The sequence below is a fragment of the Myroides sp. 1354 genome, from assembly GCF_030324495.1.
Lineage (GTDB): Bacteria > Bacteroidota > Bacteroidia > Flavobacteriales > Flavobacteriaceae > Flavobacterium.
The window spans coordinates 1-1373 of record NZ_JACAGN010000037.1 but is presented as its reverse complement, the minus strand read 5'-3'; the positions used below and the strand labels follow the sequence as shown (position 1 = coordinate 1373).

Sequence of the window (1373 nt, the reverse complement as noted above, 5' to 3'; positions counted from 1 at the left end):
GAGGGTGTCCCGTGAACTGTGTCATTAAAATAATTGTATAATAAAATATGTACATTAGTAAAATGAGCAGAGAACAAAAAAAGGAAAGATTTGATTTCGAGAGTTTTAAAGAACAAGCAATGGCTGATATTTATCAAGGAAAGAAAATGGGAGGTCCAGATGGTGTTTTTGGTCCCCTTTTAAAACACTTCCTTGAGACTATGTTAGAAAGTGAACTAGAGAATCATTTGGAAGAAGAAAAGGCTAAAGGGATTCCAAATCGTCGCAACGGTAAGACCACTAAAACTGTTCGAAGTATGCAGTCAGGTTCTATTGAATTAGAATCTAATCGCGATCGCAATGGAACCTTTGAGCCCAGGGTGTTACCCAAACGTCAACTTATTATCACAGATCAATTAGAAGATAATGTAATTAGCCTATATGCTAAAGGCAGTAGTACTCGTGATATTGCGGGTTATATCATGGAAATGTATGGCATGGATATTTCAGCCACAGAAATATCTCGTATAACTGATAAAGTTATACCTGCAATGAAAGAGTGGCGTGACCGCCCTTTAGAAGCTATATATCCCTTTGTTTTCTTAGATTGTATGTTTTATAAAGTAAAAGAACAAGGTATTGTTACATCTAAAGCAGTGTATAATATATTAGGAGTTAATCAAGAGGGGAAGAAAGAATTAATAGGAGTTTATCTTGGAGAAACTGAAGGATCTAAGTTTTGGCTTTCAGTATTAACTAATCTTAAGGCGCGTGGTGTCAAAGATATCATTGTAGCTTGTGTGGATGGTTTAAAAGGCTTTCCTGAAGCTATACAAGCTGTATTTCCTAAGACACAAGTACAACTTTGTATTGTTCATCAAATAAGAACCAGTCTGCGTTTTGTTCCTCATAAAGATAAGAAAGCAGTGGCTGCTGATCTTAAACCTATATATACTGCTGTAAGTGAAGAACAAGGCTATGAAAGATTATTGCAGTTTGAAGAAAAATGGGCAAAGAATTATCCATTAGCCGCTAAAGGATGGTTGGATAATTGGGAACATTTGTCAACTTATTTTGATTTTGACCCTCATATCAGAAAAGCAATATATACCACTAATGCTATTGAAGCTATGCATCGACAGATAAGAAAAGTAACCAAGACTAAGGGAGCCTTTACTACTGAACAATCGCTTTTAAAATTAATGTTTTTAGCTATTACAGAGGTCTCTAAAAAATGGACTATGCCTATTCATAATTGGGGGTTGACAATGTCACAATTGTATATTAAATTTGGGGATAGATTACAACCGTAAAAAAAAACTCCGTTTCCTAGCTTTGGGGCTTAAGCCCCAAAGCTAGGAAACGGAAACTGACACAGTTTGTGTTACACTCCC

General features: G+C 35.8%; 1 protein-coding gene. It reads left to right on the top strand.

The features are described 5' to 3' along the window. The first annotated feature begins 119 nt into the window (after nt 1–119). On the top strand, nt 120–1292 hold the full coding sequence (locus tag HX004_RS17630; RefSeq protein WP_502888493.1) for an IS256 family transposase: 1173 nt from the start codon (nt 120–122) through the stop codon (nt 1290–1292). The last annotated feature ends 81 nt before the right edge of the window (nt 1293–1373 follow it).